This window comes from Catalinimonas alkaloidigena (assembly GCF_029504655.1).
Lineage (GTDB): Bacteria > Bacteroidota > Bacteroidia > Cytophagales > Cyclobacteriaceae > Catalinimonas > Catalinimonas alkaloidigena.
Map to the genome: position 1 here is coordinate 1,236,981 of NZ_JAQFIL010000001.1, position 25,447 is coordinate 1,262,427.

Annotated in this window: 24 protein-coding genes; 8 read left to right on the forward strand and 16 right to left on the reverse strand. The window is 42.3% G+C overall.

Annotated features, from left to right (window positions below; all coding sequences use genetic code 11):
* The first annotated feature begins 30 nt into the window (after window positions 1-30).
* From OKW21_RS05205 to OKW21_RS05215, 3 genes are read left to right on the forward strand one after another with little or no spacing between them, the layout of a single operon-like run.
* A complete protein-coding gene (locus OKW21_RS05205) occupies window positions 31-858 on the forward strand; it encodes an MlaE family ABC transporter permease (RefSeq protein ID WP_277477953.1) in 828 nt (275 codons plus the stop codon).
* 3 nt (window positions 859-861) lie between these two features.
* The gene (locus OKW21_RS05210) at window positions 862-1,641 is read left to right on the forward strand and encodes an ABC transporter ATP-binding protein (protein ID WP_277477955.1); all 780 of its coding nucleotides are present in this window, start codon (window positions 862-864) and stop codon (window positions 1,639-1,641) included.
* Between the two features lie 16 nt (window positions 1,642-1,657).
* Window positions 1,658-2,662, forward strand: a complete 1,005-nt coding sequence (locus tag OKW21_RS05215; RefSeq protein WP_277477957.1) for an MlaD family protein — start codon at window positions 1,658-1,660, stop codon at window positions 2,660-2,662.
* A 108-nt stretch (window positions 2,663-2,770) separates the two neighbouring features.
* Here the strand turns inward: OKW21_RS05215 and OKW21_RS05220 are convergent, their stop codons facing one another.
* The 5 genes from OKW21_RS05220 to OKW21_RS05240 form a co-directional block, all read right to left on the reverse strand.
* The gene (locus tag OKW21_RS05220) at window positions 2,771-3,109 is read right to left on the reverse strand and encodes a HepT-like ribonuclease domain-containing protein (protein WP_277477959.1); all 339 of its coding nucleotides are present in this window, start codon (window positions 3,107-3,109) and stop codon (window positions 2,771-2,773) included.
* The gene (locus OKW21_RS05225; RefSeq protein WP_277477962.1) at window positions 3,099-3,407 is read right to left on the reverse strand and encodes a nucleotidyltransferase family protein; all 309 of its coding nucleotides are present in this window, start codon (window positions 3,405-3,407) and stop codon (window positions 3,099-3,101) included. Before OKW21_RS05225 ends, OKW21_RS05220 begins: the two co-directional genes overlap by 11 nt.
* 318 nt (window positions 3,408-3,725) lie before the next feature.
* Window positions 3,726-5,750 (reverse strand): DUF3732 domain-containing protein, encoded by a 2,025-nt coding sequence (locus tag OKW21_RS05230; protein ID WP_277477963.1) that lies wholly within the window; start codon window positions 5,748-5,750, stop codon window positions 3,726-3,728.
* Window positions 5,747-6,199 carry a three component ABC system middle component gene (locus tag OKW21_RS05235; RefSeq protein ID WP_277477965.1) on the reverse strand — a complete coding sequence of 151 codons (453 nt, stop codon included), beginning with the start codon at window positions 6,197-6,199 and terminating at the stop codon, window positions 5,747-5,749. Before OKW21_RS05235 ends, OKW21_RS05230 begins: the two co-directional genes overlap by 4 nt.
* Window positions 6,196-7,323 carry a hypothetical protein gene (locus OKW21_RS05240; protein ID WP_277477967.1) on the reverse strand — a complete coding sequence of 376 codons (1,128 nt, stop codon included), beginning with the start codon at window positions 7,321-7,323 and terminating at the stop codon, window positions 6,196-6,198. The genes OKW21_RS05235 and OKW21_RS05240 overlap by 4 nt, the downstream gene beginning before the upstream one ends.
* A 60-nt stretch (window positions 7,324-7,383) precedes the next feature.
* Here OKW21_RS05240 and OKW21_RS05245 point away from each other — a divergent pair, with 60 nt between their 5' ends.
* Together OKW21_RS05245 and OKW21_RS05250 are read left to right on the forward strand one after the other, a co-directional pair.
* Window positions 7,384-8,505: an ISAs1 family transposase gene (locus OKW21_RS05245; RefSeq protein ID WP_277477362.1), complete on the forward strand. Its 1,122-nt coding sequence runs from the start codon at window positions 7,384-7,386 to the stop codon at window positions 8,503-8,505.
* Between the two features lie 813 nt (window positions 8,506-9,318).
* On the forward strand, window positions 9,319-9,969 hold the full coding sequence (locus OKW21_RS05250) for a PQLLE family protein (RefSeq protein ID WP_277477969.1): 651 nt from the start codon (window positions 9,319-9,321) through the stop codon (window positions 9,967-9,969).
* A 93-nt stretch (window positions 9,970-10,062) separates the two neighbouring features.
* On the opposite strand, the gene OKW21_RS05255 is transcribed toward OKW21_RS05250, so the two are convergent.
* The 11 genes from OKW21_RS05255 to OKW21_RS05305 form a co-directional block, all read right to left on the reverse strand.
* Entirely contained in the window at window positions 10,063-11,271 is a 1,209-nt protein-coding gene (locus tag OKW21_RS05255; RefSeq protein ID WP_277477971.1) for an aspartate aminotransferase family protein, read from the reverse strand.
* A gap of 52 nt (window positions 11,272-11,323) precedes the next feature.
* Window positions 11,324-11,965 (reverse strand): pyridoxamine 5'-phosphate oxidase, encoded by a 642-nt coding sequence (gene pdxH, locus OKW21_RS05260; protein ID WP_277477973.1) that lies wholly within the window; start codon window positions 11,963-11,965, stop codon window positions 11,324-11,326.
* 55 nt (window positions 11,966-12,020) lie between these two features.
* A complete protein-coding gene (gene dnaB, locus OKW21_RS05265) occupies window positions 12,021-13,631 on the reverse strand; it encodes a replicative DNA helicase (protein ID WP_277477975.1) in 1,611 nt (536 codons plus the stop codon).
* A gap of 289 nt (window positions 13,632-13,920) precedes the next feature.
* Window positions 13,921-14,274: a monovalent cation/H(+) antiporter subunit G gene (gene mnhG / locus OKW21_RS05270; RefSeq protein ID WP_277477977.1), complete on the reverse strand. Its 354-nt coding sequence runs from the start codon at window positions 14,272-14,274 to the stop codon at window positions 13,921-13,923.
* On the reverse strand, window positions 14,271-14,534 hold the full coding sequence (locus tag OKW21_RS05275; protein ID WP_277477979.1) for an MrpF/PhaF family protein: 264 nt from the start codon (window positions 14,532-14,534) through the stop codon (window positions 14,271-14,273). Before OKW21_RS05275 ends, mnhG begins: the two co-directional genes overlap by 4 nt.
* Window positions 14,535-14,540: 6 nt before the next feature.
* Entirely contained in the window at window positions 14,541-15,035 is a 495-nt protein-coding gene (locus OKW21_RS05280) for a Na+/H+ antiporter subunit E (RefSeq protein WP_277477981.1), read from the reverse strand.
* Between the two features lie 34 nt (window positions 15,036-15,069).
* Complete coding sequence (locus tag OKW21_RS05285) at window positions 15,070-16,590, reverse strand: proton-conducting transporter transmembrane domain-containing protein (RefSeq protein ID WP_277477985.1); 1,521 nt, start codon at window positions 16,588-16,590, stop codon at window positions 15,070-15,072.
* Window positions 16,583-16,930 carry an NADH-quinone oxidoreductase subunit K gene (locus tag OKW21_RS05290; protein WP_277477986.1) on the reverse strand — a complete coding sequence of 116 codons (348 nt, stop codon included), beginning with the start codon at window positions 16,928-16,930 and terminating at the stop codon, window positions 16,583-16,585. The genes OKW21_RS05285 and OKW21_RS05290 overlap by 8 nt, the downstream gene beginning before the upstream one ends.
* 11 nt (window positions 16,931-16,941) lie before the next feature.
* A complete protein-coding gene (locus OKW21_RS05295) occupies window positions 16,942-17,355 on the reverse strand; it encodes a Na+/H+ antiporter subunit B (protein WP_277477987.1) in 414 nt (137 codons plus the stop codon).
* Window positions 17,352-19,661, reverse strand: coding sequence for a hydrogen gas-evolving membrane-bound hydrogenase subunit E (gene mbhE / locus OKW21_RS05300; protein WP_277477990.1), 2,310 nt, complete (start codon window positions 19,659-19,661; stop codon window positions 17,352-17,354). The genes OKW21_RS05295 and mbhE overlap by 4 nt, the downstream gene beginning before the upstream one ends.
* A 73-nt stretch (window positions 19,662-19,734) precedes the next feature.
* Entirely contained in the window at window positions 19,735-20,655 is a 921-nt protein-coding gene (locus OKW21_RS05305; protein WP_277477993.1) for a universal stress protein, read from the reverse strand.
* A 282-nt stretch (window positions 20,656-20,937) separates the two neighbouring features.
* Between OKW21_RS05305 and OKW21_RS05310 the strand changes: the two genes are divergently transcribed.
* From OKW21_RS05310 to OKW21_RS05320, 3 genes are all read left to right on the forward strand, one after another.
* A complete protein-coding gene (locus OKW21_RS05310) occupies window positions 20,938-22,314 on the forward strand; it encodes a UDP-N-acetylmuramate--L-alanine ligase (RefSeq protein WP_277477995.1) in 1,377 nt (458 codons plus the stop codon).
* A 27-nt stretch (window positions 22,315-22,341) separates the two neighbouring features.
* On the forward strand, window positions 22,342-23,151 hold the full coding sequence (locus OKW21_RS05315) for a 3'-5' exonuclease (protein ID WP_277477997.1): 810 nt from the start codon (window positions 22,342-22,344) through the stop codon (window positions 23,149-23,151).
* A 111-nt stretch (window positions 23,152-23,262) separates the two neighbouring features.
* A complete protein-coding gene (locus OKW21_RS05320) occupies window positions 23,263-25,443 on the forward strand; it encodes a bifunctional alpha,alpha-trehalose-phosphate synthase (UDP-forming)/trehalose-phosphatase (RefSeq protein ID WP_277477998.1) in 2,181 nt (726 codons plus the stop codon).
* The last annotated feature ends 4 nt before the right edge of the window (window positions 25,444-25,447 follow it).

A 25,447-nucleotide genomic window follows, 5' to 3' on the forward strand; every position in this document is an offset into this window, starting at 1 on the left:
GGGTCCTGCCTATTTTTTAAAATTATATACATGAGCCGTGTGAAAGATAATCCATCTACGGCTTCTGAAAAGGATAAAAAGAGAGATATAATCAGCTATCTCCCTAAAGGCTTACAGGATAATTTTTTAACAGCTGCAGGACTTTTTCAGTTTGCCGTAAATTTTTTTAAAGAGCTATTCAGAAGACCATATGAGTTTAAAGAAGTCCTGAATCAGGCCTATCGCCTGGGGTTTGGATCTTTGCTGCTGGTAGGTGTATCCAGCTTTATCATGGGCATGGTATTTACCTTACAGACACGTCCTACTTTAGTGGAGTTTGGTGCGGAGTCTTACATTCCTGCCATGGTATCGGTAGCGATCATCAGAGAGATCGGCCCGGTCATTACCGCCATGATATGTGCGGGAAAGGTAGGTTCGGGTATTGGTGCGGAGCTGGGTTCTATGAAGGTTACTGAACAAATAGACGCCATGGCGGTTTCAGGTACTAATCCCTTCAAATATGTAGTGGTTACCCGTATTCTTGCGATGACCATCGCTTTGCCGATTCTGGTTTTTTACGCTGATTTTGTGGGGTTAATTGGTTCTTTTCTGGGAGCCAATATAGAAGGAAATATTTCTTTGCCCTTGTATTTTATTGAAAGCATAGGGGCAATCAATTTTATAGACATTTTTCCTGCTACCGTAAAATCGTTCTTTTTTGGCTTTGCCATTGCCCTGGTAGGTTGCTATAAAGGCTATACTACTGGCAAAGGAACTGTAGGTGTAGGTATTTCAGCAAATTCTGCGGTGGTAGTGGCTTCATTGCTGGTTTTTATCATTGACCTGATCACAGTACAGATCACACAATTTTTTAACTGATTTATGGAACGTCAGGAAGTACATACACAAATGAATGAGCAGCAGAGGAATGAGGAGCCTGTTCTGGTGAGGGCAAGAGGTTTTAGAAAAAGCTTTGGAGATACTGATGTACTACGCGATATCAATTTTGAGCTCCGAGAAGGAGAGAACATGGTGGTGCTTGGCAAGTCTGGTACCGGCAAGTCAGTACTGATCAAAAGCATGGTGGGCTTGCACATGCCGGATGAAGGTGAACTCAACGTCTTGGATTATAACCTCACCGGTATTAATGATGAAGACCTGCTGAAATTAAGAAGAAAAGTAGGCTACCTGTTTCAGGGTGGTGCTCTATACGATTCCATGACAGTCAGGGACAATATGCGTTTTCCTTTGGAAAGACAGGTAGAAACAAAGCCGGAGGATGAAATTGAGGAACTGGTGGAAGAAGGACTTAAGAGTGTAGGTTTGATTGATGCCATTGATAAACTACCCGCCGAGCTTTCTGGAGGTATGCAGAAAAGGATTGCCCTGGCAAGGACGCTTATCTTGCGTCCGAAGATCATGCTTTATGATGAGCCAACCACTGGTCTTGATCCCGTTACTTCCAAAGAAATCAGCCATCTGCTGATGGATATGCGGGATCGTTATAATATAACTTCTATCATCGTTACGCATGATATTGCCAGTGCGGAAATGACAGCTGACAGAATACATATCCTGCGTAATGGCACACTGGACATACAAGGAACTTTTAACGAACTAGCGAATTCTGACGATGAATGGGTTCGCGCATTTTTTCAATGATAACAATTTATTAGCTATGGATGATAGCAAGAAAAAAAATATAAAACTGGGTTTATTCGTAATCCTGGGTCTGTTGCTCTTCGTGGCAGCCATCTTTTTTATAGGAGCACGTCAGAATCTCTTTGGATCTAATATTGAAGTAACTGCTACATTCAAAAATGTAGAAGGTTTGCAGGTAGGAAGTCAGGTGCGATTTTCAGGCATCAATATAGGTACAGTTGAAAGTGTAACGCTGAAAAATGATTCGGCAGTACAGACTACGCTCCTGCTGGAGCAGAGGGCAAGCCAGTTTATCAAAGAAGATGCGGTAGCAGCAATATCTACTGCCGGCCTGATGGGGAACAAGATCATTACCATATCCTCAGGTTCGCAAACAGCGGCAAGCATAAGCGATGGGGATCAGTTAGAAACCACTTCACCGGCAAGTGTTGAAGACATTATGGCCAACCTGAAAGAAACCAGTAATAGCGCCATGCAAATTGCCAGCAATATAGAACGAATCAGTACAAGAATAGAAGAAGGGAAAGGTGTAATTGGCAACCTGGTAGCGGATACTACCAATGCCGAACAGGTAGAAAGTATGATCAATTCTTTTGAGATGGCTACAGGAAATGTACAGAGCATATTACAGGATATAGATGCCCTGGCAGAACGTACACGAAACGGAGAAGGCGCTTTAGGTAAGCTGATGGCTGACCAGGAAACCGCAGAGAAGGTAGAGATGATCATTGATTCTTTGGCTAAGACCGGATCTATTTCAACCGATGTAGCACAGAATATCCTTGAGTTTAGCGAAAAGCTAAGCAGTGACAGAGGAGCACTGGATAAAGTGCTGACAGATACAGCCTTTGCCAATGATATCAATGAAACGGTGAATTCTGTAAAACAGACTTCAGAAAGTATTGATCAGACTACAGAAAGAATTAACGACAGCTGGATTCTAAACATATTTGGTGGCGGAAAGGACCGGGATAAAATTGAGGAAGAAAATAAAAGTGATACAAGCAGCGTGGAAGAATGATAATCCTTGTGAGTTGGCAGGCGGAAGACCACATTTACGGCAAAGCCTAAACCTGCGGTAGTGGGGGAGGGACTATCAACTCACTAGCCGTATATACAAATGGGTTGGTTATTTTTTGATTTCCTTTATTTCTTCTTTGAGGACAGGAATATCCTTGAGCAATATTCGCCATAACGTGGTTGGATCAATTGAGTCATAAGCATGAACGATCATGTTTCTTAGCCCAATGATTTGTTTGTAGCCGGATATCTTTAAGTGTGGATCAATTTCTTTGAGTTTTCGGACTGCCTCACCGATAATTTCTAAATCACGTTCTACGGTTCTTACTGCCATGAAATTTGAGCTAAACTTTGTGTAGTCTCCGGCATGTAAGCTTATTACATTCTCAAGTTCCTTGATTAAAGACTCAATATCAAGAATATATTTAAGCACTTCTTTAGGCGGCATAAAGAACTACTTTAGTTTTGTCAAGTTCCTCCTTAAATATAGGGTTTTTAACGACTCTATAAGACAATAAATCAATTTCACGACCAAATAAATTCTCCAGGTCTTCTTTCAAGGAAAAAAATGCATCTCCATGTTCTAAGGGCGACAAAGACTCAAAAAATAGTACAGCAAAATCTAAATCGCTCTTGTCAGTAAATTCTCCGGTGGTAGCTGATCCAAATAAATAAAGCTCAGAAACCTTGTTTAATTTACATATGGAATTAAGCGCTTCAATATTTTCCTCTATTATCCTGATCATATTCCAAATATATTGAATTAGTAAGATATATAGCTTTGTACACCAGGGCTTTAAAAATCCCAGTGGATGAAGTAAATCACTAACGCACTATCTGCACACATCAAGGTAATAAAGGGTAGTAAAACTTGCTACTCCAATAAACCAACCGCTATTATTTTCTTGCTTGTGGTGAGCATGGGAATACGGAAGACCACAACTTACGGCCAGGCCTAAACTTGCGGTAGTGGGGGGAGTTTTCATAAATTGTTCAATCATACCTTATGCCGGGTATATGTAGAGTTTAAACAGTTGGTTTTCTTTCAAGTTTTTTCATTCATTTTAATCTTCAAAAATTGGATCTATTAATCCGCGAGTTCGCCACCGGTTCCCGTTAACTAAAGATTCAAATGAAACCCCATTAGACAATGTCAAATTATCCGCATGGTCTGTCACGATGATTTGAGGGCTAAAGCCTTGACTTTGCTCTAACTCATCACAATAAATCGAAAGGCGACTGAATAGATTTTCTACAGCTTTAATGTCCTCATCGACGTCTTGTTGTATGTCAGATTGTTTTCGTTGTTCGGCTTCTTTACTCTTTTGCTCTTCGAAAGTCGTAGAATTATCTCTATTGAAATTCGGGAAATACACCTGAGTGGGTTGATCGAAGAATATTAGCGAAGGTATTGCGCATTTATCACCCAGTTCTACAAAATATTTGTGTAATGCCAGAAAGAGCGTTACATGGCAATACAACCAGTTTGCACCGCTGCCCATTGATCTTAGGTAGATTTTTTCGTCCTCTGATGTTAAGTGGTACAGGTCAAATGTCTCAAAAGAAAAATGAAGATTGATAGGCTTATAACTAGTTTCAAATTCAAAATAACTACCAATTTCAGCCATATATTCATTCACTTTTTTAGAGGCATTTTCTAGTCCTTTTTGCACGTCGTATTGTTTAAGAGCTTTGTTGATATCTTTAAGCTGTTTGTTTAATGCCTTAATTTGCTTTTCAAGCTTGGCATCATCTGCCATGTTGAGTATGTCAAGAAGTGTAAAAAGCTTGGCCTTCTGCATCAATATGCTTTCATATAGGCTCTTCTGTTCAGCCAACTGTTTTTCAGACTTCTCTATTTCCACTATTTGCTGGTTTAGCGCCGTAAGTTCTTTATCAGAAACCTCAATGTTGCGTTGAACTTCAACCAAAGAAGATTCAAACTTCGCTTTCATCGGTCGAGCTTGCGCAAGATTACCGGATACTTTAGTTATGGCTTGCTGTAACTTAACTGCACTTTTATGCAAAGAATCTTTTTCAGTATTGCAAAACGGGCAAATTGAAGCTGATATGTGAACATGTTTTGGGGAGCTGAATTCCTTTATGTTGTCAACAAAGCGTTCTTCTTCTTGAATATGTTTCTCAATCGACGTTGCTTGGCGCTGTAACTTTCTTAGTTCGGCTGTCTTTTGGTTCCTCTCCAACTTGAGTTGATTGTAACGTTGAGTACCCGCATCAGAGTTATAATTGATTTTTTCCGGGACGATAATTCCATCGAGCTGGTCTTTTGCGTCCCGAGGGTGACGAAGTACCTCTTCTAAAGATAGCGGCCACTCCTTAAAACCCATCGAAGCATAAAGCTGACTTAAAACAGGACTAACCTCTTGTTTATAGTTTTCAGAGGCACGTTTGTTTGTTTCTTTCCGACGTTCCAAGCGTTTAACATCTGCGCTTAAACGCTCTTTTTCTTGTGACAAGTGAAAGTATTTCTGATCAACTAATCCTAAGAAAATCTTAGTGTGACTTATTACCTGATCACGCTTTTCCTTTTCATCAAACCGATAAAACAGAGCATGTTTATTGGCGATAAGGTTTTGATGCTGAAGAATGAACGACGAAAAACTACGTATTGATGGGGTAGCAGCTTTAGCGTTAAAGCGACGGTTAGATCTAGCAGCCAAAGATTCATCCACATCATCTATGTCTAAAAAAAAGTCTCTTAGATGTTTTTTAAAATCATCTAACGGTCGGAAATAGCTATTACTAAAATAATTACGCTCTATATCCTCAGAATTGAATGAATCGACTCGACGAAAGAAGCCCTTACTTGCTATTTCAGGGTCACGGGCAATCACAATATCTTGCTCATTTATTGAAAGTGCAACATAATAGATTGAGGCTGTCTTAGTAATAACCCCCATAGGAATCGTGTTTTCAACGCTCCCGAAGCAATAATCGAAAATTTCAATCAAGGCGCTTTTACCAGTAGATGACTTTCCTGTAACGACGTTTAGCCCCTTTTTGAAATTAACAGGATGTTTACTCCCTTGCTTATCAATGACGCCAATTTCATGAATTAATGTTTTCATCGCGGTTTCCCTCCTAAAAATGCATATATTTCAACCACTGAGTGACCGATAAATAATCGCCCTAACTTCTCAGCACTTTTTTGATTGGTAAAGACTAAATTAGAATCATCATATGCATAAAGTGATAAACACTCTTCATTCACAAACAGCCAATCATTAACTAAGCAATATTGAATGCTTTGCTCTGTTAACTCTTGAAATCCATCTATTCGTTCTTGTAAATCATAAAGCTTGGTACGATCGCTAAAAACTGACCAGATAGTGCTTCTAACATTAGAGTTGAATAACTTCTGGCCAAATATAGGATGGCTACAAAGAGGGATCACCAATGGAGCGAGTAAAAGATTATTTTCTAACTCGCCTAAAGCACGGTAAAACGAAGCAAAATATGCCCCGTACTCAAACGGGTTATACTTCAACTCGTACAGGGTATCGACAATACTGCTCATAGCTCAACTCTCCATTTTAGGTTACGTTCATCATCATCCATAGCATCATGTATTAGGCCATTTTTGTATTCTAAAGGAGGGATATTATTACCCATATTTAGCGGTGGTTCGCCAATAGTTTTGTTATAGAGTAATTTGGAACTTTTGATTGGATCTGTGGCTTCGAGTTTAGCACTTGAATAGGCAAGCTTATATTTAGTGACCAGTTGATTTTGGTATGTAATTGTCTTTTCTTTATAGAATGCGAACTCATCTAGTTGTTCTAGCAGAGAGTTTTGCAACTCAATCCAATTACCTACAGCATCAGGAATCATCTCAATATGCTCAATTTCAGCAATCTTTTGTACAAAAGGCCTATCTTGGTGTGATTCTACTTCTAGCTCAGAGGCTTCATAGCCTGAAAAAATCGGGAAGGTAAACTCCTTTTTACAGAGAAGCGTGGTTAATTCTTCACACTTAGCGTAAAATTCTTGATGCTTAATAACCCAAGATTGCTGAGTCGCTTTTGCATACACAAAACCAATAAGCCCATGTAAGTAACTTTTTAGGTTGTTTTTTGGAATGCCTACAGGTTTGGAGAGTATCTGCTTTTCCAGCATTTCTTTGTTATCAGATTGCGTAAACAAGGTGACTTTGCCTAGTAGACTCTTAAGTAATAAATCATCAGATGCCATTACTGCCTTATGTAGTTTGATAACTTCTGAGGGCTGTTCGGCGTTCAGTTGATCTTTGGATCGTTCAGCAAAAATATCACTAAGTACTTGCAGGCGTTGTTCTGCACTTTGTGAGTTCCAGTCTTTTAGAAGAGTAGTGGTCCCAAATGCTTGTGTTGTGTGAAGTACCAAAACCCCGTATTGCTCGTGGTTAAACTCTGGTGCAAGCCAGTTCTTCAGGGTTTTCCAAAGGTTTTCATGATGATCAGTCAGTGGTGCAGCGTAGTCTTTAACTTCAGTTTGTGTAGATTCCAAAGTATCTGGTGAAATCAGGCTTACATCACCGTCTTTTTCAAACCAAACTGACTGGTTCTCTTCAAGCGAGAAGCATTTATCTAAGCCAATCAGTACTTGGTAGTGAAAGGCTAAGGCGGTTGTTAACGCTGCATTTTTAGTCTTTCCCTCATTCATCTTTCAGGTTAAACGCATTTAAACGTATGTAAAAAAAGAGGAGAGAGCTAACTTTGCCAGATGAATTGGCAAAAGGTTTTTGGAAGCGTTCCTGATTTTAGGATAAATCGGCGCAAGAAGCATAATCTGGTAGATATTTTAGTCATAGCCTTATGTGCGATAGTAAGTGGAGCAGATGATTTTGAAGAGATAGAAGCCTATGGTAAACGAAAGGAGGTATTCTTGAGAGGATTTTTAGAGCTACCGAATGGTATTCCCTCTCATGACACTTTTAATCGCGTGTTCAAATATATGGACAAATCAGCTTTTGGAGGTTGCCTGTATCGTTGGTCTAAGGAGTTATTAGGGTTTATCAAAAGTAGTATTGTCCAAATCAACGTGGATGGTAAGGTGCTTTGCGGTACAGCAAAGTCAGGCTTTAAGAAGAGCGGCATTTGTATATTAAGTGCCTGGGTAGCCGAACACCACTTGATATTAGGTCAGGAAAAAGTAGATGCTAAAAGCAATGAAAAGACCGCTATTCCTGAATTGTTGAAGTCTTTGGATTTGGAAGGCTCCTTAGTGAGCAGTGATGCAGCCGGTTGCCAGCTCAAGAATGCAGACGGTTCGCCGTGCGATTTAATTATAGAGAAAGGAGGAGACTATTTGATAGCTATCAAGAAAGATCATAAGCATATGTATGAGCAGATTACAGACTGGATGAGTAAAAGAAAAAAGCATATGTGCTTTGATGAGTGGATAGATTTTGGTAGTGGCCGCATTGAGAAGAGAGTCTGTTATGTGGAAACCCAGCTTGCATTACTAGATGATTTATCAGAATGGAAACATTTAAAGTCAATCATAATGGTGGAAGCAAACCGGGAAAAGGGTGGAAAAATTACCTATGAAAACCGCTTCTATTTAAGCAGTTTAGAGGTTACTGCTAAAGAGTTTAATAAACTCATTAGAAATCATTGGAGCATTGAAAATCATCTGCATTGGAAACTTGATGTTGTATTCCGAGAAGATATGAGTAGAACTAAAACAGGCAATGCTGCTGAGAATATGACAACCGCTCGGAAGTTAGCTCTGCAACTGCTCAATCAAGTTCAAGATAAGGAAAGCGTGAAGAACAGAAGAAAGACAGCAGGTTGGGATGATAATTATCTGCTAAACATTCTTAAAAACTTGACTAAAAATTAAATGCGTTTAACCTGTTCATCTTTGACTACCAAATATTTTTTCAAATATTTATTTTTCATTTTTTCTATCTGCAAAGGATAGCAAATTTTTTTGGCAAGTATTCTACTTATATAACCCAAATCGAATTTGGATAAGCCATATAGGGGTTATTTCTAATACAATCTTCAATATAGGTTTAATTTATATACTTTTTAAATATAATGTATGAAAAAAATGGGGAGTTACCCGATTGGTTATAATCATTTACAAAGGTTTGTACACATTTTTATTGCTTTTTGCTCTACAGCGGAAGGTTTTGCTAATCATCTTATTGAGCTGGCATACAAAAAGCCTGAAAATGCCTAAGCTAATGCCCTGCATACTCCCAAAAATTGTAAAATTCTCATGACTTAGGGGCTAACATATCCCGAAAAACCGTTTTTCATGACCATTTCCCAGCTAAATGGTGACGAAATGACATAAAACGTGAGTGTTTACCTACTGAGCAGTGACGAAAAACGGTTTTTTGCCACCCTTTCGCAAGGTAGCAGTGTGCAAGGTGTAAGTTTTGTGACTATGGACTTAGTGAGCAGTAATGTCGGTGTAATTTTTCAGACTGATACAAACCTCCCCATAAAGGTGAAAATGACAGTGTGACAGAAAAATAGTCTGAAAACAGGCTTTATTGCATTTTTTGCCTAAAAATTACGGGGTAATGGCATTATTCATTTGCCTAAGTATATGATACACAATCATGCTTACTTGCGGGGCTGTAATTTTATAGCTACAGCACTATTAGTAGAGCAACATTATTCTTCATTTAAATTACGCATCATGCCAAGTCTTTCTATATCCAAGCAACTTACTACTGCCCAGTCGGCGATCTATAACGCGATGGAACTACCCGGCATACAGGAAAAACTGAACAAATACGGTTTTAATGCCAAGCGTATGCAGGAAGGCAATGCGCTGGTGACCCATGCGGTTCTGCTCCATAATGCCAAACATGATATTTATGGTGAAAAGCAGGAAGTAGCCAGCCAGCTGAATGCCCAGGAAAAAGAAACGCGCCAATTGTTTAGAAAACATATAGATACGGTCAGACTTGCTTTCCGTGAGGATGAGGTAACGCTGGCAAAGTTTCGCGTAGAGCGTATTGCTAGCAGAAAAGACGCATGGCAGCTACAGGCCAGCTATTTCTATAGCAAGGCTATCCTCCATGCGAATGTATTGGCAGGTTATCAACTATCACAGGAAGAACTGGCACAAAACCAGGCCAGTGTAGAGGCCCTTATTGCCATACGCAATCGTCGTTTGCAGAAAAAAGGGGAAGCCGAAGAGGCCACATTACAGCGAAATAATGTGATGAAGGAGTTGAATGCATGGATGAAAGAATTCCGTACCATTGCACGCCTTGCTCTGAAAGATAGCCCCCAGTTGCTGGAGGCATTGGGCATGAAAGTACCGAGTAAGAAGGTGTTTTAGGGAAGACCGAAGTCGGTAGATAGGAGACCGAAGTTTAACTTCCGTCCCGGAGGGGCACCACTTCGGACTCCTGACTTATACGTTTTCAAAGTCTCACTTACTCTCCTTAATTGCTTCCAGCATTACGTCCACTACCGTATTCAGTTCATCCAGGCTGATGACCAATGGAGGCACGAGTCTAATGATATTATCTCCGATAGCATTAGCAATCACGCCTTTCTCCATCATTTTCATGACAATAGGGCGGGAAGGGATATTAAGTTCAATACCAATCATCAGCCCTTTGCCCCGAACGTCCTGGATGGCAGTTTCCTGATGAGCCTCTTTGCGGACACGCTCCATGATTTTATTTCCGTTTTCCAGCGCTTTTTCCATCAGGCCTTCCTCTTCTATTGCTTCAATAGTAGCCAGGGCAGCCGCACAGCCTAAGGGATTACCGCCGAAAGTAGTGCCATGATCTCCATAGGTTAGCGCATTTGCTACATGCTCACGGGCAAGAGAAGCGCCAATAGGAAAACCTCCTCCTAATGATTTAGCCAAAGACATGATATCCGGCATCACGCCATAGCCCTGAAAAGCGAAGAAATCACCGGTACGGGCCATGCCGCACTGTATCTCATCAAAGATCAATGCCATTTTGTGCTTATCGCATAGCTCACGGAGTCCTTGAAGAAATGAAGCATCCGCAGGGTGAATACCACCTTCCCCCTGTATAGGCTCAACCATAATCGCTGCTGTCATGTCAGAAACAGCTGCTTTTACTGCATCCAGGTCATTGAACTCAATAAGTTGAAAACCTGAAGGTATAGGGGCAAAGCCTTTCTGATATTTAGGTCTGCCGGCTGCAATGGTCGCTAATGTACGGCCATGAAAACAGCCGTCCATCGTAATGATCTCTCCACCGCGCCCATTCATATGACCATATTTACGTGCCATTTTGATGGCAAGCTCATTGGACTCAGCACCTGAGTTAGTAAAGAATACCCTGTCCATACCGGACACTTCTACCAGCTTTTTGGCCAGGTTCATTTGCGGCTCGCTGATAAAGAGATTGGAGATATGTATCAGTTTAGCTGCCTGATCCTGTATTGCCTGGACTACCTTAGGGTGGCAGTGTCCTACACCATTTACCGCGATGCCCGCCAAAGCATCAATGTATTCCTTTCCGTCAGCATCCCACACTTTAGCCCCCTTGCCATGAGAGAGTGTCAGCGGGTATCTCTTAAAGACTTTGAGGTGATAGGCATCATCAATTTCTTTGAGATTGGTAGCAGTATGAATATCTTCCTGAGAGGATTGCATAAGTTTTAAAAATTTACGAGATAAAATAAATGCGAATTTACCAATAATATCGTCAAGGTGCTAGTCTTTCTATTGTCCAGCCCTTTTCTGAGCGAGTGTAGAGAATTCTGTCGTGGAGTCGGCTCGGCCTGCCTTGCCAGAATTCAATACTACTAGGGTAAACTGCGAAGCCTCCCCAATGTTCGGGATAGGGGACTTCCTGTCCCTCAAACTTTTCTTCAAGCTCCTTCAGGCGATCCTCCAGAAATTTACGCTCAGGAATAACATCGCTCTGAGGCGACACCCAGGCTCCGATCTGGCTGGCTCGGGGGCGGCTATGAAAATAACTGGCAGAACGCTCAGCTGATACTTTTTTTACTTCACCTTCTATTCTGACTTGCCTTTCCAGTTCTACCCAAAAAAAAGTAAGCGCTGCCCAGCCACTATTTGTAAGCTCTTTCCCTTTTCTACTTTGATAGTTGGTAAAAAAAACGAATGATTCATTTTCTATGCCTTTCAATAATACTATCCTGCCGGCGGGTTTACCTTCTGAAGTAGTGGTAGAAAGATGCATGGCATTGGGTTCGGGAAGCTGAGCCTGAGTAGCCTCATCAAACCACTTTTCAAACTGGAGGATAGGACTACGTAATACATCATCTGCGTCTAATGACTGTTGGGAATAATCCTTGCGCATATCTGCGATAGACATACTCATAAGCTTGTAAAATAGATATGATCAGCTATGCTGATAGTGAAAAAATTAGTAACTGTCAAAAGGGGGCACCCTCATCCGGATCCTCATCCTGCCTGTCCGCATCACTGGACTGCTGATTAAAGCGGTTATTCGCTTTGCTGGCAAAAGTCATGATGTTAGGATCATTAAATGATTCGGATGAGCCGGCACTCATTAAGGTATTTCCATAGGGGTTACCATCAAAGGAAGAATCGTCAAGGTCAGTAAATTTGGTGTATTTGCCGATAAACTTGAGTCTCACTGTATCCAACGCCCCGTTACGGTGCTTAGCAATGATCACCTCACCGGTACCCTGTACAGGGTGATTGTCTTCATCTTCGGTAATACCATAATACTCAGGACGATAGAGAAACATCACCATATCGGCATCCTGCTCAATAGAACCGGATTCCCTAAGGTCAGAAAGCTGAGGGCGTTTATCACCCCCTCTGGTTTCCACCGCACGGCTTAGCTGAGAAAGAGCGAGTACGGGTACATCCAGTTCCTTGGCGATGTTTTTCATGGCCCGGGAGATAGATGCAATTTCCTGCTCACGGTTACCCTGGTTGCTTTTAGTGCTATCGCCCGACATCAACTGAAGGTAATCCACGATGATGAGCTCAATATTGTGCTGCGCTTTGAGGCGGCGACATTTGGAACGCAGTTCCCGAATTGATAACGCAGGTGTATCGTCAATAAAAATAGGAGCTTCGGTCAGGTCAGCCGTTTTGTGGTATAGCTGTTCCCATTCAAAATCTGCCAGGTTTCCCTTTTTTATTTTCTCACTTTCCAGTTGTGCTTCAGCAGAGATAAGACGATTGACAAGCTGTACGGAAGACATCTCCAGAGAGAAGATGGCTACCGCATGTCCAAAGTCTACCGCTGCGTTTCGAAGGGCAGAGAGTACAAAGGCGGTTTTACCCATACCCGGCCTGGCTGCAATAATAACCAGGTCAGATTTTTGCCAGCCAGACGTTACCCTGTCCAGTGCGGTGAAGCCGGTAGGCACTCCCGTCAGTCCGTCTTTGCGATGCTTCTTAGCCTCCAGTTCGTTAATCGCATCCCGCATGATAGAGCGCATATCCGCGTAGTTTTTCCGGATGTTGGACTCAGACACGCTGAATATTCTTTGCTCTACCTTATCCAGTAAATTGAAAGTATCGGTAGTATCTTCGTAGGCTTCATGTTCAATTTCGGAAGCTATGGTGATCAGCTCTCTTTTGATTGCCATCTCGGATACGATGCGGGCATGAAACTCCACATTGGCAGCAGAGTTTACTTTTTGTGTGAGCCCACTAACATAGAATGCTCCACCCGCGAACTCCAGCGTACCTATCTTCCTCAGCTGATTAGTGACTGTAAGAATATCAATAGGCTCCGAATTATCAAAAAGCTGAAGGATCGCCTTATAGATTTCTTTATGACTGTCTTTGTAAAAACTATCTATCTGCAGGATATCGATCACGGTGGTGAGGGCTTCTTTCTCAAGCATTAATGCTCCAAGTACTGCTTCTTCCAGATCAGTCGCCTGAGGAGGGAGTTTCCCCATCGTATTATTAACCCCAGCCTTATTGAGAATGCCATCAATCCTGTTTCTCCGGTTTCTCTGGTTGGTCGCTCTACTACTTCCTGGATTTTCGCTGCTCATAGCTTTGGTTAAAGTTGATTCGGTACACTTTAAGTGTGAAGTGATTTTTAATTTACAAAATTTTATGCCTTACTCACAACGCTTTGCCAGCGCTTCCTATGATTTATTATCTAACTCACTGACAATCATAAAGTAAGAATTTTACTATGCGTTTTGCTATCATTTCCTATCAAAAAAAGGGAGGCAATATTAAGTAAATTTCTTTACAGAAGTAAGGAGATGGAACGAAGTTTTAGCAGAAATTTTACGAAAAAAAATAAACCCTTTTTACAAAAAATCGGACCGGTTTTTAGTCTGAAAACTGAGGGTCATCAGGGGTTTCTTTAGCTTTCAGATAATCATCAAGATTGGTCTGTCTCCAGAATGGTACTCTGATCAAGCTGGCTGCTTTGGCAATAACATGGGAAGAAATAGGGGAGCTAAGTACCACAAAAACCGATATGGAAATAGTTTTAATAATGGTTTCAATCGTATTGAAGTAAATGCCTACTCCTGTCAGGAGTAGTCCTAAGCCGATTGTAGAAGCCTTGGTCACTACCGACATACGGATGTAAAAGTCAGGAAAGCGAATAATCCCAATAGAGGCAATCATCATAAATGCTACGCCTGAGAGGATAAATATGGCAGCTAGTATTTCAGTCATGATTCACTTTGGTTAATGAGGTAATAAGCAAAAGCTAAGGTGCCCAAAAAAGCGATTAGCGACAAAATAACCGCGGCATCTATCAGCAGTGTATCTTTGCTGATCGCAGCGTACAAAGCGATTATTCCAATGAGGTTAAAAGACATCAGGTCCAGGGCGGTAAGCCGGTCTACGATGCTTGGTCCTTTCACAAAACGTATGGCGACTAAGACTACTCCAAAAGTCATAAAAATGATGCTGATGATGAATACTGTTTCCATAATGTGTTATTTTATTCTGGTAGCCAGCAATTTTTTTTCAAAGCCCTGTTTAATATTCCGGCGAAAAGTCTCCAGATCTCCTTCCGTATAAAGCGTATGTACATACAAATGCCGGTGGTCTTCGGCCACGTCAATGCTCAATGTGCCCGGAGTAAGGGTAATCATATTGGCCAGTATCATAATTTCCAGCTCAGTGTCTATTGCCAGGGGTACGGATATAACAGCAGGCTTAAGGTTGTTTCTAGGAGTGAGTACCTCGTAACTGACGCGTAAGTTTGCTACGATCAACTCTTTTATGAAGAAAATCGTCAGGTTGATAATGCTGGAAAACTGGCTGAAGCGATCACGACTGTAGAGTGCTGAGAGTAGCCATAAAATCAAAATGCACAGCAGAAAAGCTATTAAGGTAAGTAAGCCGGATACGTACAAAACCTCAATATTATTTCTGAGCGTGATAGTCGCAAAGATGGCAACGAAAAAATTAATAATGTAGAACCACATACTTTTAAAATCTTGTGACCTGTATTCTTCAATGTTATTTTCCTAAAACATTTTCAATGTACTCCTGGCGATTTAGCAGTTGCTCAGCAGCAGTCTCTGACCAATACACAAATGGCTGAGCATAAAAGCTCATCACCAATATGATAAACATCAACAAAATTACCGTAGTGTACATCCCTTTGTGCCGTCCCACAAAATAGCGCTCCTTTTCTTCGTTTTTTTGTTCTGCCTTCTCTTCAGGTTTTTCTTTTAAAAATACCTGGAGCCAAACCCTGCTGATGACATACAGGGTGAGTAAGCCGGTAAGCAATGATACCGCTACAATGATATAGTCACCCCTGATAAGTCCTGCCTGCGCAAGGGCATATTTCCCCCAAAAACCACTCAGAGGAGGTATACCCGAAAGCGACATGGCAGAAATGAAGAAGCAGGTAGATAATAGTGGCAGTCTTTTATATATGCCTCCCGCACGGTCTAAGGCAAATGTGTCACTGCATTGACCGACCAGCCCTCCGATAAAGAATAAATTAGACTTAACTACGATGCTGTGCAAAATGTAAAATATAGCTCCCGTAAGTGCGGCAGTAGTGCCTATACCCAGGCCCATTACCATATACCCCATATGGCTGATGATAAGGTAAGAAAGTACTTTGCGATAATCTTTCTGAGCAATTGCTCCCATAATGCCGGTCAGCATCGTAAGTCCGGCCAGTACTAATATCAACTGACGTAGTGATGGGTTATCGGAAGGAAAAATAAAAATGGCAGTACGGAAAAGCGCATAGATACCCACCTTGGTCAGCAGACCGGCAATGATCGCCGAGATCGCGATAGGCGGTGTATGATAAGAGGCAGGTAGCCAGAAAAAAAGTGGGAATAAAGCCGCTTTAATGCCAAAACTGGTTATAAAGAAAAGCAGACCCACGTGCAGGAGGGGCGAAGCTTCTTCAGCATGTAATTGTACTGAAAGCTGTGCCATATTGGTACTACCCGTAATGCCGTATACAATGCCAATTCCCGCCAGAAAGAGGGCAGAAGCAACAAAATTTATCGTTACGTATTTTACCGCTCCTTCCAGTTGCCCTTTTTCTCCTCCCAGTGTAAGCAATACAAAGGAGGCGATCAGCATTACCTCAAACCAGACGTAAAGGTTGAAAATATCGCCCGTAATCAGCGCTCCGTGTATGCCGAAGAGCATCAGAAGCAAAGCAGGATAAAACCCAAAAGCTTTACGCTCATAGGTGACACTGGTATGTGAGAGGGAGAAAAAATGGATGACTACGCCTAAAATCGCACTGGCGCTAAGCATGAGTGCACTTAGCATATCCACGATCAAAGTAATACCGAAAGGAGCTTTCCAGTTGCCTGCCTGTATAGTAAGCATGCCTTGTTCCTGAACCTGCTGGATAAGCACCAGGCTTCCGATAAGTGTGATGAGGGTAAAAATGAGATAAACAGTTTTCTGTACTTTAAGGTGTTTCCAGAAGAAAATACAAATTATCCCTCCAATGAAAGGAGAAAGCAGTGGAGTGAGTATCATCAATGATTCAGACATTCTCCTCCTCTCTGTCTGTGGTTCTGAGTTGATCCAGGTCGCTGGTACCTGCTACATGATATACACGTTTGAGCAAAACAATGGCAAAAGCCTGAATGCCCAAGCCAATTACTATAGCAGTTAGGATAAGCGCCTGAGGCAAAGGATCGGCAAGCTCATCTACCGACGGCTTGCCATCGTGTACAAAGGCGGGCATAGCCCGAGTAATGCCTCCGGCGGTGAAAAGAAAAAAATTGCTGGCATGAGCAAACAGAATAATCCCAAGAACCAGCTTGATAAAGCTTCTCTGCATCAGCAGGTAAAGTCCTGCTGCGTAGATGATGCCTGTTATGATTGCCATGAGAATTTCCATTACTTTTTGTCTTCAAAGAGGTTAAAAGTTATTTTGAGCGTAATACCGATCACCAGCAGGTAAACTCCCAGGTCAAAAAGGGTAGGCGTACCTACTTTTCCGATGAGTGGTATTTCAACTCCTAGCCACATACCTTCCAGAAAGTGCTTCCCCAGCAATAGAGGGAGCAGGGCGGCACAAACAGCAGCCAAAAGCCCGCTACCTATCAGCGCAAAGGCATTGATTCTGTACTTTCTCTCCGTCTTGTCAATACCAAAGGCCAGCATATGTAGTATGAAGCCTATGGAAGCGATGAGCGCAGCGATAAATCCCCCGCCCGGTTGGTTATGACCTCTAAAGAAAACATAGACCGAAATGAGGATAAAGACTGGCATCAAAATGCTGATCGCTTTGGAAAGTATGACAGTTCTCATTTTTCGTGTTCTTTTAAATTAAGGCTGCTTAGCGCCAGTATGCCGATCGCAGTGATTGCCAGAACGGTAATCTCTCCCATAGTATCCAGTGCTCTGAAATCAATCAAAATCACATTTACCACATTCTCTCCTTTTGCTTTGGGGTAGCTTTGGCTTAGATAGTATTCCTTCATAGCTGAGGCTACCGGCACCTCATGTATGCTTAATAAAATCAGGCACATCATCAGGCCAAATACCAGGGACAGGGCCAGTTGACCATATTTCTTTTTTCCACTGATGGAAATAAGCTTGGGTGGCAGGCGGTGCAGTATCAGCATGAAAAAGACCAAGGTGATGGTTTCTACCAGAAACTGGGTCATGGAAACATCCGGAGCACTGAAAAACACAAAGACTGAAGCTACACCAAAACCCAGCATGCTGGTGGCAATGAGAAGGCTTAGACGAGAGCGGGTTTTGAAAATCATGTACATGCCTAGCAGAATGAGCACGTAAGGTACAAACTCATAAAGCCGCTCTGCCATAACAGGTATTTCTAAATGAAATTCCTGCGGGAAAAGCCCCTGCAGAATATAAGTACTGCCAGACACCAACACTAAAAAGCTGAAAATGGTAAATATGTAAGCCCGTAAATAACCATTTTGCAAACCATGACTAACCCTTACCGAAAGTCGGTGAAGCAGGGCAAGGCCGCTGAAATATAGATTCTCAGGAGCTATCCGGTATTCACGATTCAGGAAACTAAGCGCTTGATTTGCTTTGTTTTGGAAACGGTAAAGCACAAATCCCGCCAGGTAAGTGATAAGGCTAAGCCCCAGCACCCAGGTGAAGCCGTGCCATAGCGATAGGCTGATCTCACTTTTTTTGCCGATGATATTTCCAATAGCCGGACTCAGCAGCCCTTTATTTAAGTCACTATTGATGAAGCCGAAAGCTAAACCTGCTCCGGCCATCAAAACTGGTGGTAGCCACATTGCCCAGGGCGCAGCATGAGGGGATTTAGGAGCCTCTTCATTTTTTTGACTAAAAAATATGCCCCAGGCAATGATAAGCGCGATAGTTACATAGAGCATACTACTGATGAAGGCAGCGGTAGTTAGAAAGATTGCCAGCTCAGGGGCATGTAGCGTAGCTTCATACAACTTCTCTTTGGCAATAAAACCCAAAGCAGGCGGTAAGCCAGCCATGGAGAGGCTAGCCATAATCGCAGCGGTAGCGGTCCAGGGCATTTTTGAAGCGAGTTTACCCAGCTTTCTGATATCTTTGCTGCCTGCCTCGTGGTCCAGGTTACCAGCTACCAAAAACAAGGCTCCCTTATAAAATGCATGTACCAGCAAGTACAGGAAGGCGGCTTTTAGTGCTAGCTCAGTGCCTATCCCGATAGCTGCCACCATCAGCCCCAGCGCACTTACGGTGATGTATGCCAGTATTTTCTTAATATCAAACTGGGTGAATGACATGAGGGCAGCAAATACCATTGTGATACTGCCTACAATCATCAGCGTGACTGACCATCCTTCAACACCAGACAGTACAGGCTGAAAGCGTAAAAGCAAAAAGATGCCTGCTTTGACCATGGTAGCAGAATGTAGGAAAGCACTGACCGGGGTAGGGGCTGCCATAGCGTTAGGGAGCCAGAAGTGAAAGGGAAACTGAGCTGACTTTGTAAAACTCCCCAGTAACACCAGTATCAGGATGGCTGTCAGGTAAGGGCTATCTTGCACTCCCAGCTTCAAGATTTCGGCAAGCTCATAACTACCCGCTGCCATTCCTATCAGGATCAACCCTGCCAGTAATGCCAGTCCGCCCCCTGCAGTGACCACCAGTGCCTGCAAAGCAGACTTACGGGCTTCTGCCTCTTCGTTTTCGTAGGCAATCAACAGAAACGAGCTTATGCTGGTAAGTTCCCAGAAAATGTAGAGTTGAACCAGGTTTCCGGAAAGTACCAAGCCCAACATAGAGGCCATAAAGGTAAGCATGTAGGCAAAAAAGCGGTTGGCTTGCCTATCACCTTCCATGTACGCGGTGCTGTAAAGTAATATCAATGCACCAAAAATGGTAATCAGCAGGGCGAAAAACAGGCTGAGGCTATCCAGATAAAAGGATAATTCAACTCTCAGTGAAGGTACCCAATCGTATGTAAACAAAAGGGGGTGACTCTCATTGACCTCACCCCAAAGTGAAAAAAAGTAAACTGAGATACATGCCACCCCGACCACTGAGAGATAGCCCAATGCTTTGGGAAATCGTTTGTAAAATACTGCGCACGTTAAGGCCAGAACATAGCCGGTGAGAACTGCTATAAGCATGAGGTCAAAAAATAAGGCTCAGCACAAAATGTATTAGGTCAACTAAGACACTGAAAACTTGTTTGAATCAGATTTAAATCTTCAGCAATGCTTCCAGAAAGCTCATATTATGATTTTTCTCTTTGACGATAAAAACAGGAATATTGTTATTGTAGTGTAGAATGTGTTCGGCCACACTTCCGAGGAGTATAGAAGCAGCGGCAGTTCTACCCTGTGAACCTACCATAATCAGGTCAACATCCTTTTCAACAGCAAAGTCATTCAGCTCGTCATGAACTTTATCGTCATCACTTAAGGTAAAATGCATCTCGCACATGTCCTGTTCAATATGGTGTTTCTTGAAGAACTTTTGTGCGTCTTTCTCTGCATGGCCTTTCATAATTTCGGCAAATTCATCATAGCTTTTGCCAGTCTTATGGTAGCCATGCGGTACGGTGTATACATTATGCCCATATATTTTAACATCGTCATTTTTTTCTTTGATGTGCATAGCCTGTTCCAGCGCTCTTTTGGAGTTTTCTGAAAAGTCGGCAGCTACCATGATACTACGAATTTGAATATTTGCTCCCTTGGGGACAAAAAGTACTGAACAATGGCTTAATTCGGCAATTTTTCCCTGGTTGATTTTAGGCTTCCCTTTATGGGTATGTTTACCCAAAATGATAAGGTCTACGTTTTTACGTTTAGCGTATTTTAGGACAGTGTCGGTAGGTTTACCTTCCAGTATATCAATATGCTCTTCGGTATTATCCTCTTTACTAAAGTATGAGTAAACTGTGTCTTCTACCTGACGTTTGATGGTTTCGTCTACAGGAGCCAACACATCCTGATATTTGTTAGCTACATCCTGAGGAAGGTTAAGGTCTTTGGCCGCATGCAAAAAATACACACTGTCAGCCTCAGTGATTTTTGCTATCTCGGATGAATACCTTATTACATCCTCGTCCATTTCACTTAGGTCTACACACACCAAAATTCTTTTGAGCTGGTACATAGATTTGTGTTTACAATTAAAATTTAGGTTAAGTCATGCCCTTTCTGCTGCCTTCAACTGTTAACAAATAAAAATAACTTATTTTACAGCCAGAAATTAATTTTCCTATTTTAATAAAAAAATATCATTCCTGGGCCAAAGCTTCGCTTTTCTGCACATATTCTTACTAAAGTACCCGGCATCTGACGCTTAAGCACGACAGTGATTTGTCGCTAAGGGTTTTTGTCTTAATTTTGAACCATTAAATTGGAATTTGAGGAGGTTTAATCAATCAAAGTTTCTATGCAAAACAACATTTCCAGGGTACACTTTATTGCTATAGGTGGTAGCGTCATGCATGATCTGGCCTTGCACCTTGCCAAAAAAGGTGTGAAGGTGAGCGGGTCTGATGATGAAATATATGATCCTGCTAAATCCGCTTTAAAAGCCCAGGGGCTTCTTCCCGAGCAATTCGGATGGTTTCCCGAAAAAATTACTGACGAAATAGACGCTATTGTACTGGGAATGCATGCACGTCCGGATAATCCTGAACTGAAAAGAGCGCAGGAGCTGGGTTTGAAGGTTTATTCTTACCCTGAATATATATACGAACAAAGCAAAGATAAGCAACGTATCGTGATTGCCGGTAGTCATGGCAAAACAACGATTACGTCCATGATACTCCATGTGCTGCAATATCTAGATAGGGAATTTGATTACGTTATCGGAGCTAAAACAGCTACAGTAGAAGGGCTGGTAAAACTTAGTGACGCACCGGTCATCGTGATTGAAGGAGACGAATATCTGACTTCTCCAATAGACCCCTCCCCCAAATGTTTGAAATACCAGCATCATATCGGTCTGATCAGCGGTATTGCCTGGGATCATTACAATGTGTTTCCTACGCTGGATGATTACGTAAAACAGTTTGAGCTGTTTGCCGATGCTTCCCCCAAAGGAGGCTCGCTGATTTACTGCGAGGAGGATGACCTGGCTACCATGATTGGTGGCAAAGAAAGAGCAGATGTGAACCGTATTGAATACAGGGCGCATCCCCACCTTGTCAAAGATGGTGTTACCTATCTGAAAACTGAGGAAGGGGATGTGAAAATACAGTTGTTTGGTTACCACAATATGCAGAATATCAGTGGTGCTATGGAAGTATGCCTGCGGATCGGGGTACTCAAAAAAGATTTCTACCAGGCTATGCCTTCATTTGGCGGTGCCAGCAAAAGGCTGGAACTGGTGGCCTCCAACGCGCACACTTCAGTTTTCAAGGATTTTGCACATGCCCCTTCCAAGCTTCTGGCTTCTTCCAAGGCTGTTAAGCAGCAGTATCCCGGTCGTACACTGGTCGCTTGCATGGAGTTGCATACGTTCAGCAGCCTCAATAAAGAGTTTATTACGCAGTACCAGGATACGCTTAATGATGCTGATATAGGGGTGGTGTATCATAATCCTGAGGTGTCTCGTCATAAGAAACTGGAACCTCTTACTGATGGACTTATCAAGGAGGCTTTCAACCGGAATGACCTTAAAATATTTACTGACAGTCAAAGCCTGAAGAACTTTTTAGAGGAACAGGAATGGACAAATAAAAATCTGCTACTTATGAGTTCAGGTAATTATGGAGGAATAGACCTGGATGCTTTCGGCAAATCAATCGTAGCAAGTAATTAAAGAATAGTTGTTGACAGAAAAATGAACATGAACCTTAAGCTGAAGAACCCTCTCGCATTTTTTGACCTTGAAACTACCGGGACCAATGTATCCAACGACAGGATCATTGAAATACACATCATCAAGATGAAACCCAATGGGGAGCATGAAGAAAAGAATTTACGCGTAAATCCTCAGATTCCTATTCCTGAGGAGTCCAGCCTAATACATGGCATATACGATAAGGATGTTAAAGACCTTCCTCCATTCAAAGCAATTGCCAAAGAGCTGCATAAATTTTTGGAAGGCTGCGATCTGTCAGGTTTTAATATCATTCGTTTTGACGTGCCCATGCTGGTAGAAGAGTTTCTCAGAGAGAATATTGACTTTGACATCAGCAACAGGAAACTGGTAGATTCTCAGAAAATTTTTCACCTGATGGAAAAGAGGACGCTATCCGCTGCCTATGAGTTTTATTGTAAGAAGTCACTGGAAGATGCGCATAGTGCTGAGGCCGATACCCGTGCATGTATGGAGGTCTTATTTGCTCAGGTGGAAAAGTACCAGGACAGGCAGGTCGTAGATACCAAGGGTAATCCGCTGGGTACTATTAAAGGTGATGTAAACTCTCTCCACAATATTTCCAGTACCAAAATGGTTGATCTTGCCGGGCGCTTTGTTTTTAATGATCAGGGGGTGGAAGTGTTTAATTTCGGAAAATTTAAAAACCGCCCTATTTTAGATGTATTACAGTCAGAGCCAGCCTATTATGACTGGATGATGCGCGGTGATTTTCCTCTGGATACAAAAAGAAAATTAACAGAAATCAGGTTGAAGAGTTTTAAATACAAGCGATAAGGCCATTGTATTAATTTAGTATTCCTTGTCTTTTTGCTTTTAGTTGATTCTAATCATTACTACTTTGATAGAGAAAATCACAAATACACCACACCAAACAACCTGTAACACATGGCTAAAACCATTATTGTATCTAATCGCCTGCCGATCAAAATACAGCGAAATGAAAAAAGACAGCTAGAATATCATACAAGTGCCGGAGGCCTGGCCACTGGCCTGGGGTCTATTTACAAAGAGGGTAATAACCTCTGGATTGGATGGCCGGGACTGGTCTCTTCCCGCAAGGATGAAAAAGCTGAAATCACTGATGCTATCGCCAAGGAAAGCATGATTCCGGTTTTTCTTACCGAAGATGACATCAAGGATTTTTATGAAGGTTTTAGTAATGAAACCCTCTGGCCGAATTTCCATTACTTTATACAGTACGCTATCTATGATCCCAAGCTATGGGAAGCATACAAGCGGGTAAACCGTAAATTTGCTGAAGAGATAGCAAAAAAATGTGACCCTGACGATACACTTTGGATACACGATTATCAGTTGATGCTGGTGCCTGGCATGCTGAGGGAGCGTTTTCCTCAGGCAAGCATCGGCTTTTTCCTGCATATCCCATTTCCTTCTTATGAAATCTTTCGCCTCTTACCCTGGCGTAAAGAGTTGCTCAACGGGGTGCTGGGCTCTGACCTGATTGGTTTTCATACGTATGATGACATGCGTCACTTCCTGAGTTCGGTGAGCCGACTGGCAGGCTTGAGTAATACGCAGGGTCAGGTAATGGTAGGCAATCGCTCGGTGATGGTAGACTCTTTTCCCATGGGAATAGACTATGACAAATACGCGGAGGCAGCGGCTTCACCTGAAGCCCTGGAACGTGAAGTACATTACCGTATTTCCCTGGGCGATCAGAAACTGATACTTTCTATTGATAGACTGGATTATTCCAAAGGAATTCCCCAGCGGCTGAAAGCTTTTGAGCTATTTTTTGAACGCTACCCGCAATACCGGGACAAAATCTCTCTGATTATGGTCGTAGTACCATCCCGAGATCAGGTAGGTAAATACAAAGAACTGAAAGAAGAGGTAGATAGATTGGTAGGACGTATCAACGGTCGCTATGGTAAAATCAACTGGACGCCAGTGCACTTTTTCTACCGTTCTTTCCCTCTGGAAGAGCTTTCCGCTTTTTACCGCATGGCCGATGTAGCGCTGGTTACCCCTATGCGTGATGGCATGAACCTGGTGTGCAAAGAGTTTATCGCCAGTAAAATCAATAAGAAGGGCGTATTAATTCTGAGTGAGATGTGCGGAGCTTCCAAAGAGCTTTCTGATGCCATTTTGATCAATCCCAATGATATGGATCAGCTGGTAGAAGCCCTGCATCGGGCGCTTACTATGCCTGAATCTGAGCAAATTCTGCACAACACCAATATGCAGAACTCTCTGAAGCGTTATAATATTTCTCATTGGGTAGATCTGTTTATGACCAGCCTGACCAATATCAAGAAAGCGCAGGGAGGCATGCAGACAAGAAAGCTTGATGAGCTCTCTATGGAAAAGATGCTGAACGTATTCTCCAAAGCGGATCACCGGCTCATCTTTCTTGACTATGATGGTACTCTTACCGGCTTCCATCCCGATCCCAAAGATGCCAAGCCTGATGATGAACTCAGAGGAATTATCAAAAAGCTCACCGAGGAAGAGAAGAACAAGGTAGTCATCATCAGTGGCAGGGATAAGGATACCCTACAGGAATGGTTGGGAGACCAACAGGTAGACATCATCGCTGAACATGGAGTCTGGATGCGGGAACATGCTAAGGATTGGCGTACGATTACCGCCATGAAAAATGAGTGGAAGAAAGAAATATTTCCTGTACTGGAGCTTTATGTTAACCGTACGCCCGGCTCATTCATTGAAGAAAAAGACTATTCATTGGTATGGCACTACCGTAAAGTGGAAACAGGTCTGGGAGAGTTACGTACCCGCGAACTGACCAGCCATCTGAAATATTTGTCTTCCAACAGCAATTTACAGGTACTGGAAGGGGATATGGTGGTGGAGATCAAAGACAGGGAAGTGAACAAGGGGCGTACCGCTTTGCAGTTTCTCAACCAATACAAGCACGACTTTGTAGTTGCTATTGGCGATGATTTTACCGATGAAGATACATTCAAGGCTATGCCTAAGGATGCTTATACGATCAAAGTAGGAAGTAAAACATCAGCCGCCCGTTTTAGTGTCAACACTTTTAAAGATGTGAGGGATTTGTTGAAAGCTTTATTGGCATACTAACAAA